This window comes from Larkinella knui (assembly GCF_003858645.1).
Classification (GTDB): Bacteria; Bacteroidota; Bacteroidia; order Cytophagales; family Spirosomataceae; genus Larkinella; species Larkinella knui.
The window spans coordinates 1,009,829-1,027,833 of sequence record NZ_RQJP01000001.1 but is presented as its reverse complement, the minus strand read 5'-3'; the positions used below and the strand labels follow the sequence as shown (position 1 = coordinate 1,027,833).

The window sequence follows — 18,005 nt, the reverse complement described above, 5'->3', positions numbered from 1 at the left end:
TTCTAAGTCGGTATCCAGATTACAAACACACTTCCGCGCCCCGGCTCGCTGCTCACCTCGATGCGCCCGCCGTGCTTCTCAACCACCTGCCGAACGTACGACAGCCCCAGGCCGAAGCCTTTCACCGGGTGCAGATTCCCCGTCGGAACCCGGAAAAACCGGTCGAAGATTGCTTCATGGTACATTTTCGGAATTCCGTTGCCGTTGTCCTCCACCGTCAGCTGCCAGCCCGCATCGTCGGCCCGGCTGTTGATCAGGATGCGAACCGAGTCCGGCGAATACTTGATCGCATTGTCAATCAGGTTGTTAATGGCATTAGCCAGGTGCAGCCGGTCGGCCTGAACGCGGGCGGTTTCCGGAGCGGTTTCTATTTCGATGTCGACCTGCTTGCCCGGCGTGCCAGACTGCGCTTTCAACTGATGATTCCCCACCACTTCCTGAATCAGGTCGGCGGGTTTGAGCCATTCGCGATTCAGTTCCAGTTCCTTCTTTTCATCGACCGCCATGTTCAGCACTTTCTCGACCAGATCGGACAGACGCTGGAGTTCATTTTTTGAAATGTTCAGGTACGTCCGCGTTTTCTGCGGATCGTCCAGTGCTCCAAAATGCTGCATGGCTTCGACGGCCGCGGAAACCGTAGCAATCGGCGTTTTCAGCTCGTGGGTCATGTTATTGATAAAATCGTTCTTGATTTCCGACAGCTTTTTTTGCTTCAAAATCGTCGATACCATGTACAGAAAACACCAGGTTGTCAGGGCCATCAACAGAGCGGACCCCGCCAGCAGCCAATCCATTTTCCGTAAAATATACCCCGTTGGACTCGCAAAAGACGCCTGCAGAAACTGGTTTTTTACGGGATTGATGGGCATGGGCGGGGTTTTAATCGGCGAACCCGCGCGGGGCAGCTCTTCCATTTGCCGCATAAACAATTCCGGTTTCAACTGAATGGTGTCCAGTTGGTAGGTGGGATCAATGTCGCGCAGCAGCAACTCGGCCCGGTAGGTCGAGTCAAATTTTTTCAGGTTGAACGAATGATTGCCCGCCCAGTTTACAATCAGCCTGTTGGAGATTTTCCGGGCCAGCGTATCGATAAAAACGCTGTATTTTGGTTCCCTTACTTGCCTTCTTACCGTGTAATTCATCACCTTGATGCCCACCTTTTTCGAGTCAGTCGACTGAATTAAAACGCTGTCGTTGAACCGATTGAACGAAAACTGGTCTTCCGGTCCATCGCCGGATTCCAGCTGGCGGAAATGAAACCGCCGGCGTGGTTCTCCAGCTTTCACTTCTCCCCGAAACAGGATTCGGGCATCGCTGATCTGCTGTTTTTCCACCGCCGAAATGAAAGCCCCGCGCACGGTCCGTCGAAACTGCTGCTCGTGCAGTCGGTAGCTGGTATAAAGCCAGTAGGCCTGAAACGCCATGACGCCCAGGATACAAACCGTCATCAGAACAAATATCGACCGGATGCGCTGTTTCATTGTGCCCAAAAGTACCGGCTTTTCGGGCGGCTTTCCAACGGTGTTAACACTGTTTAACAGTACGTAGCTTTATTTAACCATTGCGCGCACCTGCATTCCCGGAACAGGAATACAGGTGCTTCTGAAAAATAACGCACTCGTTCTGAAAAATCAGAAAGCAAATCGTCTCTGAATGCTTTTCTTGCAGTTATTTTCAACCAAGTCAGTTATGCGATCATTGCCAACCGGAACCCTACTCTTTCTCATCCTGGCCCTTTCAAAGCCCGTGTCAGCCCGGTTTACGATACAACCGGCGTCCGCCCAACCAGCAAATACCGACACCAGTTCGAAGGCAATCACCCTCCTGGGCTTCGGTGATTCGATCACGCAGGGTGGACCTGATTTTGTTTCGTACCTGTTTCCCCTTCGGAAAATGGTCCAGCAGGCCGGTTATCCGCTGAAGTTTATCGGTCCGAAGGCCAGTATCTACCAGACAGACACCGTTTATAATGCCGGGTATAGTGGCAAAAATGCGGAATTTTTAGCGCAGAAAGCCGATAGTATTTACACCCGGTTTCCGGCGGACCTTGTTCTGCTGCATACGGGACACAACCATTTTGATACCGAAAACCCGGTTGCGGGCATCGTTGCGGCTCAAAAGTCGATTATAACCCAACTACTGTCCATCAATCCCCGGGTTATCATCCTGGTTGCTCAGGTTATAACCAGCGGAAAATTGCCCAAATACAGCTACATCCCGGCTCTGAATGAGCAACTACGGGATCTGGTTAAACAGCTGAATAACAAGCAAGTCATTCTGGTTAATCAGGAAAAAGGGTGGGACTGGCAAACCTACACGATTGCCGATAAAGTCCATCCCAACGCGTTGGGTGCCGAAAAAATGGCTCAGACCTGGTTCAAAGCATTGAAAAAGGTATTGCCACCGCCCAGGAAGGACTAATCAATGTCCATAAAACCGCCAGGTTTGCCCGTTTTCGCTATTCATTTCCCAAAAACAGGATCCTTACCAGTGCTCCCTAAAAAGAGGAGCCAACCTCAACGGTTTCCCCTCATGGTCGGCTCCTCTTTTTGATGTTACGAATCGCTAGCTTTCACAGCGGGAAAAAATCGTTTATTGATTCAGAGCATTCATAAACCGTTCCGGGTAGCGGGTGCCTGAAACGATTCCCGCCGGCATGATCGCTTCAATGCTTTGCAGATCCTCCCGAGTGAGCTGTACATGCTCGGATGCGATGTTTTCCTCCAGATAGGGGATCCGTTTGGTGCCGGGAATGGTAATGATATCATTACCCTGAGCGAGCACCCAGGCTATCGCTAACTGCGCGGGCGTACACCCTTTCTCAGTGGCCAGCAGGGTAATTTTTTCAACTAGCTCCAGATTTTTGAAAAAGTTGTCCCCCTGATAGCGGGGCATATTGACACGGCTGTCCTTGAGATCGTCGGGCGTTTTAATTTCACCGCTCAGAAAACCCCGGCTTAACGGTGCGTAGGCTACCAGCCCGATCCCCAACTCCCGAATGGTGGGCAGGATTTCGGCTTCAATATCGCGGCTCCACAGCGAATACTCGATCTGCAAGGCCGTGATGGGATGTACAGTGGCGGCCTTGCGGATTGAATCGGCCGAGGCTTCCGAGAGTCCGATGTACCGTATGACCCCTTTCTGGACTAATTCAGCCAGCGCACCGACCGTTTCTTCAATCGGAATAGCAGGGTCTACCCGAGCCTGGGTGTAAAGATCGATGTAGTCGGTTTTGAGACGGCGGAGGCTGTAAAAAACTGCATTGCGAAGGAAATCGGGATGGCCGCTAACCGGACCAGGGGTCATAGATCCGTCAGGGGCAGCCGTTACCAACTGACCGGTTTTTACCGAAAGAAAAGCTTTGCCACGTTTGTCTTTGATGGCCTGGGAAATGAGCTCCTCGTTGTGGCCCAGGCGATAGTAATCGGCGGTATCTAAAAAATTATGCCCCAGTTCGAGGGCTCTTTCGATGGTAGCGATGGCTTCTTTTTCGTCGCTTTGTCCGTAAGCGCCCGACATGCCCATACAGCCTAACCCAATTGCTGACACCAGCGGGCCATTTGTTCCTAGTTTTCTGTTCATCACCTTGATTTAGTAGTACGAAAACAAAGGTCTGATGAACAGCCGGGAATGAACTGGACAAAACGCATTAGTTCCCTGACAAATCCTGAACGAACGTGGCGATGGTTTGACCCGTTACTTTTTTGAACAACCGGGAAAAGTAGTCAGGATCGCTGAAGCCCAGATCGTAAGCCAGTTCCTTGATGGAACTTTCGGCGTAGTACAGACGGCGCTTGGCTTCCAGTATCAGCCGGTTGGTAATGAACTCTTTGGGAGAAAGTCCCGAGTAGTGTTTCACAATGGCATAGAGGCTGTTGGTGTTGAGGGCGAGTTTTTGAGCAATTTCCCGGATGGTGGTATGATCGGTCAGGTTGTCTTCGACGAAGAGTTTGAAACGGATGTATTTGGTAAGCTTATCGTCGGCGGGGCTTTTGCCGGTCGAAAAATACGCTGTATTGATTTCGGTCAACAGGCTGTTGAGGTGGGCCAGAATGAGGTCCGGATCGGTATCTACGGTGCTTAATAAATTAAGCAATATTTCGAAAGTAGCTTTTAACCGGGCAGCTGCCGATGCCGTAAAGTGTAGTTTTTGCTGGTTAAACGGATTAACCAGAAAGGGATACTGTCTGGGCAAGAGGGAAAGACAGTTTTCATCAAAACCCAACTTGAAATAGTCAGTACCTTCTTTCGTAGCCGGAAGCCGATGGATCTGGTGAGGCAAAATGAAAAGAAGCTCATTGGCGTTGATATCGAATTGCTGGAGATCGACACCGTGCCGGGTGTGGCCTGCCAACATAAAGAGGAAAAAGTAGTGTGGTTTGCGGTGCGTAAGACCGTATTGCCGGGCCATTTCAGGGGGGAGATGGCCGAACGTTGGCGCGATAAGTCGGATGGCGAGCTTGTTGTTCTGTCGGTTGAGCGTAAGAAGTGATTCAACGGTTTGCATAGGGTAAAAGTAAAGAAATTGGTTCCGGGTTCTTCCTTAACACTGTTTAACACTAAATAACAGTGCTTTACAGGCAACCTCCGCATCTTTGTCCCATCTTTTTTCAACTTCCATTTCAATTCGCCAACCCGTATGCTACCATTCCGCTTTGTAGCCATTGCTCTTTTTGGCCTGAGCCTCGCTTCCCTGACGAGCCAGGCCCAGCCCACGGCCGGCCGGATTTCGTATGAAGTCATGCAGAAAATCGACTTTTCCCAAATGCGGATGGTCATCGATGGGCAGGAAGTGCGGCCCGGTAGTGCCGAAGCGCCCACGGATTTGCCCGAAACGCGTTCGTTCACGCAGCAGTTTATTTTTTCCGGCCACTACGGCAAGGAAGAGCAGGACCGCAACGGCGGAAACGGCATCATGATCCGGCAGGTGGTGCGCGATGGCGGGCCGGGAGAAACCGGACCGGGCGGACCCGAAGGCCGCGGAAACCGGAATTTCACGGGTCGCCCCTTCGAGCGCAGTATGTTTTTTGACCTGACCGCTCAGAAAACCCTCGAAGTGCTGTCGATTAAAAAAGATTCGGTCACCCGACACTACCAGACCGAAATCCCGCTGAAACGCGCAACGGGCTGGCAGGAAACCGGCAAAACGAAGAAAATTTCGGGGTATACCTGTAAGAAAGCAACGGTTCCGTTCCGCAACCTGTCCTATACCGTCTGGTACACCACCGAATTGCCGTTTACCTACTCGCCCATCAGTAGCCTGACGCCCGAAAAAGGGGTTGTTTTGCAAATTGAAAGCGATAACGAAGCCTTTAGAGCCACCAAAGTAGCCGCGCAGGATGTGAAAGAAAGTGACGTGATACCGCCCAAAACCGCTCAGGTGGTGACACCCGATGAGCTGAATGCCATCCGCCAGAAGGCCATGGCCGACATGCGCCAGCAAATGATGAATACCTTTCAAAACCGCAACTAGTTTACGGTATTCGGTTTACAGTATTCGGTATACGGTGTGGTTCCCCGCCGGGACTAACGCATTCGTAGATTGCTGGAGTCAGCCACCGTATACCGAAAACCGTATACTGAAAACCATAAACCGAATACCGTAAACCGAATACCCAGTACAGCCAACCTGAAAGTAACTGATTCCTATGCGCTCACTTCTCCCCGTCTTCCTTTGCCTGATCAGTCTGACAACGGCCGTCGCCCAATCGCAACTCCGGGGTGCGGTGATCGACTCCACCTCGCGAAAACCGCTCATGGAAGCTACGGTTTCGCTGTTGTCGGGCCGGGACTCGTCGGTCGTCAATTTCATGATTACCGATGGAGACGGGGCGTTTGCGTTCAAAAATGTGGCTGCGGGCACCTACCGGCTTTTGATCACGTATGTGGGCTACCGGAACCAGTCGAAGCGGATTTCGATTGCCGCCGACAAACCGGTGACCGACGCCGGAACGTTTGAAATGACCTCGCAGGCCGTTAACCTGAACGAAGTCGTGGTGAAGCAGGAAGGCCCGCCGATTGTCATCAAACAGGATACCGTCGAGTTCAACGCAGGAGCTTTCAAGACGCAGCCGAATGCGATGGTGGAGAACATGCTGAAGAAACTGCCGGGGGTGGAAGTCGACCGCGACGGCACCATCAAAGCACAGGGTCAGGAAGTAAAAAAGGTGCTGGTCGACGGAAAACCGTTCTTTGGCGATGATCCGAAAATGGCCACCCGCAATCTCCCCGCCGACATTATCGATAAAATCCAGCTGTACGACCAGCAATCCGACCAATCCCAGTTTTCGGGAATCGACGACGGCGACCGGAGTAAAACCATCAACCTGGTTACCAAAAAAAACAAGCGCAAAGGCTATTTCGGCCAGCAATCCGTGGGTGCCGGTCCGAACGAAACGAACGATGACATTCGCTATGCGGCCCGGCTCAACCTGAACCGGTTCAACGGCAACCAGCAGATCTCACTCATCGGACAAGCCAACAACATCAATCAACAGGGATTTACGGGGCAGACTATTTTTGGCGGTGGAGCTGGATTGGGGGCCAACTTTGGGGGCGGTGGCGTCATGATCTCGGGGGGTCGCAGTGGCGGAGGTAATGGTGGCAATTCAAACGCGATCACCAAAACGCTGGCGGGCGGACTGAATTACCGCGATGAGTTTGGCAAGAAAGCCGACGTGGCCGCCAGCTATTTTCTGAATGACCTCACTACCGTAACCGATCAGCAAAGCCGCCGGCAGTATGCCCTGCCCGACACGTCGTATCAGGTCAATCAGAACAGCAGGTCGCAGAATCAGGTCACCAGCCACCGGTTTAACATGCGGTTTAATTACCAGCTCGATTCGCTAACGACCTTGCGAATTACACCCGGTTTCACGATTCAGAATTCGGCCTACCAAAGCATGAACCAGTCGCAGACCTTAACGAATGAGGCCATCGCAAACGTCGAGCAACTGGATTCGACCAACCTCATTAACACCAGCACTACGCAGTATAATTCGACCGGTACCGGTATTTCCGGCAACAACAATGCGCTGTTGATGCGGAAGTTTAAGCGCAAAGGCCGGACGCTTTCCCTCAACTGGAACCTGGCCGTCAACAACCAGAATACCGACGGAATTAACCAGTCGATCAATCAGTTTTTCGGGCAAACCGGTGGTCGTAAAAACCAGAACATCAATCAACGGAATGAACAGACGAGTAAATCCGTCACCAACTCGATTAACCTGACGTATACCGAACCATTATCGCTCAGTAAAACGCTCGAGTTCCATTATAACTTTTCAAACAACCGCAATACCTCCAACCGAACCGTAAACGACTTTGATGAAGCAACGAAAGAATATGAGTTGTTTAACCCGACACTCAGCAATAATTTCGTCAATACTTACCTAACAAACCGTCTGGGATCTACCCTGCAAAATAAACGGTTAAAGTACACCTATGCGCTGGGTTTCGACATGCAGCAGGCCAGTCTCCGCAGCGATAACCAGACAAGCGATGTGACGTTACAAAAAAGCTTTACCAACCTTCTGCCGAATGCGATGTTCACCTACAGCTTCAGTAAAAACCGCACGCTGCGGCTCAATTACCGGACTCGAACCAATGCGCCTTCCGTTTCGCAGTTGCAACCGGTTCCCGACAACACCAATCCGCTGAACATCCGGCTGGGCAATCCGAATCTGAAACAGGAGTTCACCAATACCGTATCGCTGAACTACAACAATTTCCAGCAGACAACTTTTCGCAGTGTTTTTGCCATGTTAAATGCGACGCAAACCAACAACAAGATCGTGAATGCCACGACGTTCACGAACCAGGGTGCGCAAACCACGCAACCCGTGAATACGAACGGCTATTACACGATGAACGCCTTTCTGGCAATCGGCCGGCGTTTCCAACCGCTCAAAGCCAATGTCAATCTGACCAGCAACGTCAATTTCAACCGGGGTGTCAGCCTGGTGAATAGTCAGACCAACCGCTCCCAAAACTGGACGTTTAGCCAGGGAGCGCGGATCAATTCCAATTTTGATGAAAAACTCGAATTTGGGCTCAGCGGAAACATTAGTTACCAGACCGCTTTATATTCGCTTCAAACGACGCAAAATACGGAGTATTTTACTAAATCCCTCAGTGGTGATTTATACTATCAATTGCCTTTCCGACTGGTTTTTACGACCGATGTTACGTACAATAATTATTCGGGGAAATCTGCGGGATCGGTTCAAAATTTCTCGCTCTGGAATGTCGCTTTAACGCGGCAATTCTTCAAAAACCGGCAGGGAGAATTAAAAATACAGGTGTATGATTTGCTGAATCAAAACCGGAGCATCAGCCGGAACGTGACGGAAACGTATACCGAAGAAACACAATCCCGCGTTCTGAACCGGTATTTTATGCTCAGTTTTACGTACAATCTGCGCAGATTTGGCAGCGGTCAAACCCAGAGATCCGGGCGCGAACGGCAGGGCCCGGATCAGCTCTATCAGCCCCGGAACAGGCAACGCCCGGAGCGGATGAATTAAGCCCTTTTCAATTATCCAGGATGGGAACACAGATTGAGCGGATTGAACGGATTTACACGGATAAATCAGTTTTTATCTGTTTAAACCCGTTCAATCCGTGTTCCTATTCAACTTTTGACCTTTTGTTTAGGCTTTTACCTAGGCTTAAAGAAGTAGCATTTAGGTCAATCTTCCTTTATGGATTGAACACAACTTAGTATAATAACTTCGGCTTCGCAGGAAACCGGTTTGTTAACGAATCAAAGGCTGTGATTCACTCTTTCAGGCATGAAAACGATTGGACTTTTAGGGATACTCGTGGCGTTGGGTTTGGCAGGCTGCCAGTCGTCCCAGTTGCCTGAGGATGTCGCGTTGGCGCTGGAAAAAACGCCGGGAACGGTGGATTACAACCTGCACGTCAAACCCATCATCTCCGACCGGTGTTTCAAATGCCACGGACCCGACAAGGCCAAAATCGAAGCCGGGTTGCAACTGGCGAATTTCGAAGGCGCAACGCAGGAAAACAAGGAAGGACGGCGTGCCATTGTGCCCGGCAATACCGGAAAAAGTGAGCTGGTGAAACGCATTCTGAGCCACGATCCGGAGGAAGTCATGCCTACCCCCAAGTCGAATCTGACGTTGACCGCGGAGGAAAAAGCCATGCTCATCAAGTGGATCGACCAGGGCGCGGAATATAAGGAACACTGGTCGTTGACAAAAATCGAACAACCGGCGGTGCCCAGGGTGGGCGGCAGTTTTCTGGCCCGCTGGGGTCTTACCTCCGACGAAGAAACCGCGTGGGTTCACAACGAGATCGATCAGTTTACGCTGACAAAAATGAAGGAATTGGGGCTAAAACCGTCGCCCAAAGCGGAAAAAGCCACCTTACTCCGCCGGATTTATCTGGACCTGACGGGCCTCCCTCCTACGCCCGCCGAAGTGAAATCGTTCGAAAAAAATACCGCTCCGAATGCCTACGAACAGGTGGTCGACAAACTGCTGGCGTCTCCGCATTATGGGGAACAGCAGGCTGTTAGCTGGCTGGATCTGGCCCGGTTTGCCGACTCGCAGGGCTACCAGGACGATCCGATGCGCAACGCGTTTCCGTACCGTGACTGGGTCATCAAATCGTTCAATCAGAACCTGCCGTTCGACCAGTTTGTGAAGTTGCAGATTGCCGGGGATCTGCTGCCGAAAGTGCCAAACCCGGCTGTTCAACGGGAACGGGAACTGGCGACCGCTTTTAACCGGCTGCATTCGCAAAGTGGCGAAAACGGCATTGTGCCCGAAGAATACCGCATCGAATACGTTGCCGACCGCGCCAACACGTTTGGCAAAGCCTTTCTGGGCCTGACGATGGAATGTGCCCGCTGCCACGACCATAAATATGATCCGATCAGTCAGAAAGATTACTATTCGCTGTTTGCATTTTTCAACCAGAACAAGGAAACCGGACAGATTACGCACAACGGAGAAGCCTGCCCGACGGTGATGCTGCCCTCGGCCCAGACCGAGCAAACGCTAAAATTCATCCGGACAAAAATCCAGCGGCTGGAAACCCGCTTACAGCCAACGCTTTACGAAAAGCCTTTTGCCGACTGGACCACGCATCCCTCCACCGCATCCACGCTGAATCAGGGTCTGCTGGTGCATTTGCCGCTGGATGCAGAGGTGAATGACACGTACGAAAATCGGGCTGATGCTTCCTACACAGCTTTTATCAGCGGGGATAAAGAACGAAAACCACTGTCAACACCGGGAAAAATCGGGCAGGCTCTAGCGTTGCAGGGGGGGTGTGGCATCGGTATTTTATCGGAGAAATATGACCGGGTGAATGGAAAGATCGTGGAAAATCCGAAACGTTTCGGCAAAGGGCTCAACTTTGAACGCAACCAGGAATTTTCCATCAGCCTGTGGGTTAATCCGGCCAAAAGCGGGGTCGAAGGTGCCATTTTCCGACGAACCAACTACGAAAACGAAGGCTATCGCGGGTATTCGGTCAAACTGAATCCGGATCAAACGCTGACGGTTTTGCTGAGTTACGTCTGGCCCGCCAACTGTATCGAACTGCGGACGACCGAAAAACTGGGTTTGAACCGCTGGCAAAACCTGACCCTGACGTACGACGGTGGAGCCAAAGCCGCCGGGGTTCGGCTGTTTGTCGATGGGCGGATGGCCCGGATGAACATCATCACCGACCACCTGACAAAAGGCTTGCTGCACGGCGAATTCAATTCCAACAAACCAGCCAAGTTTGGCGGTTTTGAGTTGGGAAATGACGCCCGTGAGAAAACCCTGCACGATTTCAGCGTCGACGAACTCCGGATTTACAACCGGCGGCTTTCTACTCTGGAAGTAAAAGAACTGGCGGGTTCGCCCAATCCCGTTGCCGACCTGCTGCAACTACCGCCCGCCCGGCGAACCGCCGGGCAACGCCAAAACCTCCTTGAACATTACATGCTCACGGCCGATTCGACCTTCGCCCAGACGAACCGGCAATTGTCCGCCATTCGGGGCCAGGAAGTGGCGATTGTGTCTGATATTCCCGAAGTGATGACGATGCAGGAGCTGCCCGCCGATCAGCAGCGGAAAAGTTTCATTCTAAACCGGGGCGTCTACGATGCGCCCGGACCAGCGGTTTCTGCCCAAACACCTCTCCGACTGGGAAAACTGCCCGCCGATTATCCGCAAAACCGGCTGGGACTGGCGCAATGGCTGCTGGCCGAAGACCACCCGCTTTTCGCCCGGGTGATGGTCAACCGGCTCTGGCAGAACTACTTCGGCAACGGCATTGTCAAAACGCAGGAAGATTTCGGGAGTCAGGGTGATTTGCCGTCCCACCCCGAATTGCTGGACTGGCTGGCGGTTCAGTTTCGCCGGGAAAACTGGGATACCAAGCGGTTCATAAAACGAATGGTGATGTCGGCCACCTACCAGCAATCGTCCAAAGCAACGGCGGCCGAAATTGAGCGCGATCCCGATAACAAGTGGCTGGCCAGAGGCAGCAGTTACCGGCTGTCTGCCGAACAGGTCCGCGACAATGCACTGGCGGCCAGTGGCTTGCTGGTCCGTCAAATCGGCGGACCGAGCGTTTATCCGTATCAGCCCGCCGGTATCTGGGAAGCATTGGCAACCCGCAACACCATCAGTTACCGCCAGCAACACGGCGATAGTTTGTACCGGCGCAGCATGTACACGATCTGGAAGCGAACGAGTCCACCGCCGATGATGCTGAATTTCGATTCGCCGGACCGGAGCCTATGTACGGTCAGGCGGCAAAAAACCGCCACGCCTTTGCAAGCGCTGGTCACACTCAACGATCCGCAATTTGTGGAAGCCGCCCGGGTTTTGGCGCAGCGAACGATGCGGGCAAAACCCAACCAAAACGAACGAATCCGGTATTTTTTTCAGGCCATCGTGTCCCGCAACCCACGGGAACGGGAGTTGGCCTTGATGAAGGAATTTTACGCCGAAGCTTTGCAGGGGTTTGCCAAATCGCCGGAACGGGCCGAAGCCTTACTCAAAACCGGCGAATTTGCCCGCGACCGCACGTTGAACGGCCCCGAGTTGGCGGCTTACACGATTGTGGCGAATACCATTTTGAATTACGACGAAGCGACCATCAAACGATAGCCATGACCAACGATTTGCAAGACCGCGTCCACGATGAGATGAGCCGCCGTACCTTCCTGCGAAGCAGCGGTTTGGGACTGGGAGCAGCGGCTCTTTCTTCCCTGTTGCCGCAGAACGCGGTGGCCGGTGGGCTGGATTTGCCGCATTTTCCGGCCAAAATAAAGCGCGTCATTTACCTCCTGCAAAGCGGAGCACCGTCGCAACTGGAAACCTTCGACTACAAACCCAAACTCGAACAGATGTGGGGGCAAAACCTGCCCGAATCGGTTCGTCAGGGCCAACGGCTGACGGGCATGTCGGCCACCCAAAGTTCCTTTCCGCTGGCGGCATCGGTCTACAAATTTGCGCAGTATGGAAAAAGCCGGGCGTGGGTCAGCGAACTGCTACCGCATCATTCGACCATGGTGGATGACCTGTGTTTTATCAAATCCATGCACACCGAACACATCAACCACGACCCTGCCGTGACCTTTATTCAAACGGGCAACCAGATTGGCGGACGTCCGTCGATGGGTTCGTGGGTGAGTTACGGACTGGGGTCGGAAAACAAGAACATGCCCGCTTTCGTCGTGCTGCTCTCGCGGGCGCGAAGCGGAGACCAGCCGCTGTATGCCAAATTATGGAGCAACGGTTTTATTCCGTCGACGCACCAGGGCGTGGTGTTTCGGTCGGGTCCCGATCCGATTTTTTACCTCAACAATCCCGATGGCGTCGACAAAACCTCCCGGCGGTCGATGTTGAACTACCTGGCGAAAATGAGCGAGGATCAGTACAAGCACGTACTCGATCCCGAAATCAACAGCCGGATGCAGCAGTATGAAATGGCGTACCGGATGCAGACGTCGGTGCCCGAAACGCTTGATCTTTCCAGGGAACCGGATTACATCTTCGACCTATATGGCCCCGAAAGCCGAAAACCGGGCACCTATGCCGCCAACTGCCTGCTGGCCCGCAAATTAGCCGAGAAAGACGTGCGGTTTATTCAGTTGTATCATCAGGGTTGGGACCAGCACGGTAATTTACCGAAGGACATCAAAATCATGACCGATTCGGTCGATCAGCCGACGACGGCCCTGATTAAGGACCTGAAACAGCGGGGTTTACTGGATGATACCCTGGTGATTTTCGGCGGTGAATTTGGCCGGACAAATTACTCGCAGGGCAAGCTAACGAAAGACAATTACGGCCGCGACCACCACCCACGATGCTTTACGGTCTGGATGACGGGGGGCGGTATTAAAAAGGGAATGACGTACGGCCAAACCGACGATTTTAGTTACAACATCGTCAAAGAACCGGTTCACGTTCATGATTTGCAGGCTACGATTTTGCATCTGCTGGGCCTCGACCACGAAAAACTGGTGTATAAATTTCAGGGCCGTCGCTATCGGCTGACCGATGTGGCGGGAAAAGTGGTCAAACCCATCCTGGCTTAACGAATTTTTAAAATACGTTTTACCGTCTTCAGAGCGTTCTGAAAAACCGTCGGATGATCCGTTTTACTTTCCAGGCTTAACGCCTTATCTAGCGATTCATCGCGCAATTCCGGTATGCCCATATAGCCCCACATCGTAAGTGTCGTATGCGCTTTGTTATGCAAAACGGCATCATCGCCTTCCAGACAGGAAAGTAGAAAAAGGGCGGTTTCTTTCTCACCGGCCATATCCTGAAATGTTGAAAACACGGTATTGATAACGTCTTTTCGGTGCTCTTTTAAAGCGTCCAGAATAATGGAAACACTTTTTTTATACTTATTTATTTTCCACAAACAGCCCGCAATAACGACCCGCTTTTCGGGCGAAACTTCCTCCAGTTTCTGAAGTAAGCCCGGCACCAGGTCGTCTGCTGCGTGATACTTCAGGTTATCGATCAACATCTTCAGGACCACCGAATTAGTTTCTGTATCCAGACGCTGCCATTCCCGTTCGATCAGCTCTTTCCGCCACTCTGCTTCTTCCGCCGGGGTCGCCTTGTATTGATCGCCAAAACCGTCTTTATAAATATACAGAGTCTGTCCGCCGTTGGCGAAATACAGCTCTTTGGGTGTCATGTCATACATTTTCCGGCCGTCTAAATTTGGGATGGGAACACGGATTGAACGGATGATGCGGATTCAAACTGATTTTTTATTCTCTGTTAAATCCGTTTTGATCCGCTTCATCCGTTCAATCCGTGTTCCCATCAAAACCTTATTTCAAATACCGGAAATCTTCATTTCCTTTTACCGCCAGCAAGGTTTCGTAAATCAGTTTGATAACCGCCTGAACATCATCCATATGCACGGTTTCAACCGTCGTGTGCATGTACTTGAGCGGCAACGAGATCAGGGCCGATGCGCTGCCTTCCGACGCATACGCAAAGGAGTCGGTATCCGTACCGGTCGACCTGCTGACGGCCTGGCGCTGGAATGTAATTTCCTTTTCATTCGCCACCTGAATGATAAAATCCCGAACCTTATTCTGTACCGCCGGGCCGTAACAAATCACCGGACCACCACCGGCTTTGAGGTCGCCCTGCTCCTTTTTGTCGTATTTAGGCGACTGTGTATCGTGCGTTACGTCGGTGATAATGGCCAGATCGGGCTTCAGTCGCCGGGCAATCATTTCGGCTCCGCGCAGACCAATTTCTTCCTGCACCGCATTCACAATGTACAGCGTAAAAGGCAGTTGTACGCCGTTTTCTTTCAGTTGCCGGGCCACTTCGGCAATCATAAAACCGCCCATCCGGTTGTCGAGCGCCCGCCCAACGTAGTACCGGTTGTTAAGTTCGAACAAGCCTTCTGAGAAGGTGCAGACCGTCCCGACGTGAATGCCCATTGCCAGTACCTCGTCCTTCGTCAGTGCACCCACATCGATGAACAGATCCGTCACTTTCGGAGCCGCATCCTTTGCCAGATCCCGAACGTGAATAGCCGGCCAACCGAATACACCCAGCACCGGCCCGTTCGCCGTGTGCAGATTGACCCGCATCGACGGCGCAATCAGCGCATCGGAACCGCCGTTGCGCCGGACGTAGATGTAGCCGTCGTCGGAAATAAAATTGACAAACCACGAAATTTCGTCGGAATGGGCCTCGATAACGACTTTGTAAGGTTCCTGATCGGCCGAAGTAGCGCCGTTAATAACGCCAACGACGGTGCCATACGTATCGATGATATAGTCATCAATATACGGCTTGAGGTAATCCAGCCAAATCTGCTGTCCCGACGACTCGAAGCCCGTGGGAGAGGCATTGTTGAGGTAGGTATAAAGGAAATTTTTACTTGATTCGGTCATGCCCTGAAACTGGTTAATATGCAATTCTCCAAACCAAACAAAAACGGTCGACAATTCCCACCTTGCCGACCGTTTTTTGATGTTCTATTTTTTAAAACGCCACCCGGTAACTCAAAACCGGAATCAAGGGCGTCATGTAACTGGTTTTGATCAAACCGGTTCGGGGTTCGAAATACTGGCCGAAAATGTTTTGCCGGTTGGTGGCATTCTGAAGATCCAGCGACAGGGTGCGCGTCGAATGGGGCCGGTTGCGTTTCCAGCTCAGGCGGACATCGGTGCGGAAATAATGGGGCAGCTTTTGCGTATACGACTGACTGTCGACATACACCGTCTCCTGCTTCCGGATCGATTCGGCCACGTCGATCGGCGTGGTCCGATAGCCGCCGTAATACGTCAGTTTGAGGTTCAGACCAATGACATTCCGGCCCGATTCGCCGAGTAAAAACTCCTTGCCGCCCTGAAAACTGAACGCGTATTTTCCATTAAACCGGGTGTCGCGCCAGATGCCGTCCGAACCGCGGTAGCGGGAATCATAGAGCGACGACGACAGCAGAAAGTAAACGTTGTTGTGTAAAAACTGCTCCAGCGTCAATTCCAGGCCATAATTTTTGCCAACGCCTTTGTTCACCAGCCGGTCGACGGTCAGGCCGTCGATGCTGTTGACGAGGGCAAAAGCGTCTTTTTTGTCGGCGCTGATGGGAATATTAAACAACGACTGGTAATACGTTTCCGCTTTCACGCGCAGGTGATCATTGAGCAGCCAGTCGTAGGCCAGCACCAGGTGGTGCGAACGCGTAAAGCCCAGATTCCGATTCGTCGCAGCGCCGTTTTCCGACGGCTGGGTGGCAAAATACGTCGCCAGATTCTGGATCTGACTGTGCAACCCGTAGCCCAAACTGACCGAATGGCCCGGCACAAAGGCCCAGCGAACTGATCCGCGGGGCTCCACCGCATCCGTATTGTTCAGCAGCAGGCGCAGGTAATGCAGTCCGGCGTTGAAGGTCAGTTTTTCCGTCATGCGGTAATTCCATTGCCCATAGGCCTGAACCGTTGCGGTTTGGTCGTTCGTCTGAATCTGCGTTCGGAGTTCATTTTGTTCTTCCAGCCGCTCCTTCCGTTCGAGGTTAAAACCCAGTATGGAACCGGTCAAACCGGCCCGCAGGGTGAGCCGGGGATTGAATTTATACGTGAGGGTCGAGGAAGCGATCTGTTTCCGGACGCTATAGGATTCCCGCATTTGCAACAGCGGCACGTAGCCGAATTCCAGCGATTCGTTTTCATAACCAGACTGATAGCCCGAAAAGAGCGCAACGGTTTTCAGAAACGCTTTTTTGCTGAGGTTGATGGAATGGGTGGCCCCAACGGCACCCGTTTTCGCAAAAAAATGGTCGTTATGCCGTTCATATTCGCTTTCCCATTTCGTCGAATCTTTCTTTGCATCGGCGTCGCTGTTGCTCAATCCGCCAAAACCAAACACGGTGAAATTGCCCGCTTTGCCCGCCGGTAAATACATATTGAAGGATAAATCCTGAAAAACATTGGTCGCACCGCCAATATTCACCCCAATTTTTGACAGCAAACCCAGGGTCGAATACCGGTAATTGAAAAGATAAGACCCTTTGTAGTTTTTGGAAAAAGGCCCTTCGCTGGCCACGTCGATTCCCAAAACGCCCACCTGAACGGTGTGTTCGCGCCGGGCGTTGTTGCCTTTTCGCAGCCGCAAATCGAATACGCCGGACAGGGCGTTGCCGTATTCGGCCGGAAAGGCTCCCGTCATGAAGTCCGAATTGGTGAGCAACTGGGCACTCAGAATGGAAATACCGCCCCCGGCAGAACCCATGTTGGCGAAGTGGTTGGGATTCGGAATTTCGACCCCTTCCATCCGCCAGAGCAAACCCGTTGGCGAGTTACCGCGAATGACAATGAGGTTGTTGCCGTCATCGGCGCTGACCACCCCGGCGTAGGCCGTCGCCATCCGGGCCGGGTCGTTTACGGCAGCCGCAAATTTCTGGGTTTCTTCCACCGAGAAGGTCCGGGCGCTGACGCCCGCCATCTCATTGAGCGGTTTGTCTTTCTCGATTTGTGGTCTGACGGTCACTTCATTGACCGTGACAATGGCCTCTTCAAGCGCCACATTCAGGACCAGTTCCTTCCCCGCATCGACCAGAATGTTCGACAGGATGAGTTCTTTGTAACCCAGATTCGTGATCTTTATACTGTGCCGTCCGACGGGTATCTGCGTCATCCGAAAGGAGCCGTCGGCTTCGGTCGTAGTTCCTTTCAAGGGGCTGGAATCTAAAATAACGACCGTTGCACCCGGCAGGGCGGTTTGCAAACTCTGGTCGACAACCGTGCCCCGAATGGTCTGCGTGTACATTTGTGCCTGGCCATTGTGTGTGAACATGCCAGCTAGAATAGCGAAAATAAAAGCTCGAACGTGCATATTATTTGTGTTGTAGATATGCCGGTATGACAGCTATCGACGAACTTTCCCCTATGCCGAACGTATTTTTTTATTCAATTTTTATTGACCAATAACCGGCTCAAAACCGGCCAGCTTTTTCGGACATTATCATCCAGTACTTACCTACTG

General features: G+C 52.2%; 11 protein-coding genes. 5 read left to right on the top strand and 6 right to left on the bottom strand.

All coding sequences use genetic code 11. From position 1 onward, the window contains the following. Positions 1 to 2 precede the first annotated feature (2 nt). Positions 3 to 1,481: a sensor histidine kinase gene (locus tag EHT87_RS04130; protein WP_124904138.1), complete on the bottom strand. Its 1,479-nt coding sequence runs from the start codon at positions 1,479 to 1,481 to the stop codon at positions 3 to 5. 208 nt (positions 1,482 to 1,689) lie between these two features. Here EHT87_RS04130 and EHT87_RS04125 point away from each other — a divergent pair, with 208 nt between their 5' ends. Further along, complete coding sequence (locus EHT87_RS04125) at positions 1,690 to 2,421, top strand: GDSL-type esterase/lipase family protein (RefSeq protein ID WP_185716139.1); 732 nt, start codon at positions 1,690 to 1,692, stop codon at positions 2,419 to 2,421. A gap of 171 nt (positions 2,422 to 2,592) precedes the next feature. On the opposite strand, the gene EHT87_RS04120 is transcribed toward EHT87_RS04125, so the two are convergent. After that, the gene (locus EHT87_RS04120; RefSeq protein ID WP_229320829.1) at positions 2,593 to 3,582 is read right to left on the bottom strand and encodes an aldo/keto reductase; all 990 of its coding nucleotides are present in this window, start codon (positions 3,580 to 3,582) and stop codon (positions 2,593 to 2,595) included. Between the two features lie 67 nt (positions 3,583 to 3,649). After that, positions 3,650 to 4,507 (bottom strand): helix-turn-helix domain-containing protein, encoded by an 858-nt coding sequence (locus tag EHT87_RS04115; protein ID WP_124904132.1) that lies wholly within the window; start codon positions 4,505 to 4,507, stop codon positions 3,650 to 3,652. Between the two features lie 132 nt (positions 4,508 to 4,639). Between EHT87_RS04115 and EHT87_RS04110 the strand changes: the two genes are divergently transcribed. From EHT87_RS04110 to EHT87_RS04095, 4 genes are all read left to right on the top strand, one after another. Then, the gene (locus EHT87_RS04110; RefSeq protein ID WP_124904130.1) at positions 4,640 to 5,473 is read left to right on the top strand and encodes a GLPGLI family protein; all 834 of its coding nucleotides are present in this window, start codon (positions 4,640 to 4,642) and stop codon (positions 5,471 to 5,473) included. 175 nt (positions 5,474 to 5,648) lie between these two features. Continuing rightward, on the top strand, positions 5,649 to 8,525 hold the full coding sequence (locus EHT87_RS04105) for an outer membrane beta-barrel protein (RefSeq protein WP_124904128.1): 2,877 nt from the start codon (positions 5,649 to 5,651) through the stop codon (positions 8,523 to 8,525). 267 nt (positions 8,526 to 8,792) lie between these two features. Next, on the top strand, positions 8,793 to 12,137 hold the full coding sequence (locus tag EHT87_RS04100; protein WP_124904126.1) for a DUF1553 domain-containing protein: 3,345 nt from the start codon (positions 8,793 to 8,795) through the stop codon (positions 12,135 to 12,137). A 2-nt stretch (positions 12,138 to 12,139) separates the two neighbouring features. Beyond that, positions 12,140 to 13,573, top strand: a complete 1,434-nt coding sequence (locus EHT87_RS04095; protein WP_124904124.1) for a DUF1501 domain-containing protein — start codon at positions 12,140 to 12,142, stop codon at positions 13,571 to 13,573. On the opposite strand, the gene EHT87_RS04090 is transcribed toward EHT87_RS04095, so the two are convergent. From EHT87_RS04090 to EHT87_RS04080, 3 genes are all read right to left on the bottom strand, one after another. Beyond that, positions 13,570 to 14,187 carry a hypothetical protein gene (locus EHT87_RS04090; RefSeq protein ID WP_124904122.1) on the bottom strand — a complete coding sequence of 206 codons (618 nt, stop codon included), beginning with the start codon at positions 14,185 to 14,187 and terminating at the stop codon, positions 13,570 to 13,572. The two genes, EHT87_RS04095 and EHT87_RS04090, sit on opposite strands and share 4 nt — an antisense overlap. 139 nt (positions 14,188 to 14,326) lie before the next feature. Next, the gene (locus EHT87_RS04085; protein WP_124904120.1) at positions 14,327 to 15,412 is read right to left on the bottom strand and encodes a M42 family metallopeptidase; all 1,086 of its coding nucleotides are present in this window, start codon (positions 15,410 to 15,412) and stop codon (positions 14,327 to 14,329) included. A 91-nt stretch (positions 15,413 to 15,503) separates the two neighbouring features. Beyond that, the gene (locus EHT87_RS04080) at positions 15,504 to 17,816 is read right to left on the bottom strand and encodes a TonB-dependent receptor (RefSeq protein ID WP_229320827.1); all 2,313 of its coding nucleotides are present in this window, start codon (positions 17,814 to 17,816) and stop codon (positions 15,504 to 15,506) included. Between the last annotated feature and the right edge of the window lie 189 nt (positions 17,817 to 18,005).